This is a genomic window from Pantoea sp. ANP04, from assembly GCF_041982285.1.
GTDB lineage: Bacteria > Pseudomonadota > Gammaproteobacteria > Enterobacterales > Enterobacteriaceae > Pantoea > Pantoea eucalypti.
Map to the genome: position 1 here is coordinate 1 of NZ_JAUTYS010000099.1, position 592 is coordinate 592.

1 pseudogene is annotated in these 592 nt (G+C 63.7%); it reads right to left on the bottom strand.

Annotated features, from left to right (window positions below):
• Window positions 1-592, bottom strand: a pseudogene (locus Q7C21_RS22530) (hypothetical protein); the annotation flags it as partial.

Below are 592 nucleotides of genomic sequence, written 5' to 3' on the forward strand. Positions count from 1 at the left end.
CTCATGGCTGAAGTTATCCACAGCCTGCGGTTGCAACTGTGCGAGCAGCACCCTGAGGGCCTCGAGTCCTTGCGCATCCAGCTCGCCGACGGTCTGCCGGCTGTCCCGCTGGGCCAACTCCAGGGCGCTGCCGACCTGCAGCTGGCGTTGTTGCAGCAAGGCATATTCTGTCCGCAGCGCTGGCCAATCGTCCTGGGCGCTGAAGAAACTCAGCCAATCTGCCAGCAGTTCGCGGACCTGGGCCGGGGCCGTCGCCTCTGTTGTGCTCAGGTTCAATTGCAGATGCAGCAAGGCCTGACCGGCAAACTCGTATAGCGTCTGTGCCTTGAGGCTCTGGGCCAGTTGGCGTTGCTGGAGTCCGGCAAGCAGCCCGCCCGGCTTGGCCGATTGCAGCCAGGTGCAGAGAAAGTCCAGGGCGGGCGCTGCGCTCTCGGGCAGTTGTTCCAGGGTGAACAGCAGGTCCAGACGGTGAGCATCGAGCTGCTGATAAGTGCCGATGCCGGTAGTCGACAGCGCAGGAGGCACGCTCTGCTCAAGGCGCTGGCCTTTCGGTAGATCTGCACCATAGCGTGTGGCCAGGGCGCGGAGTTCT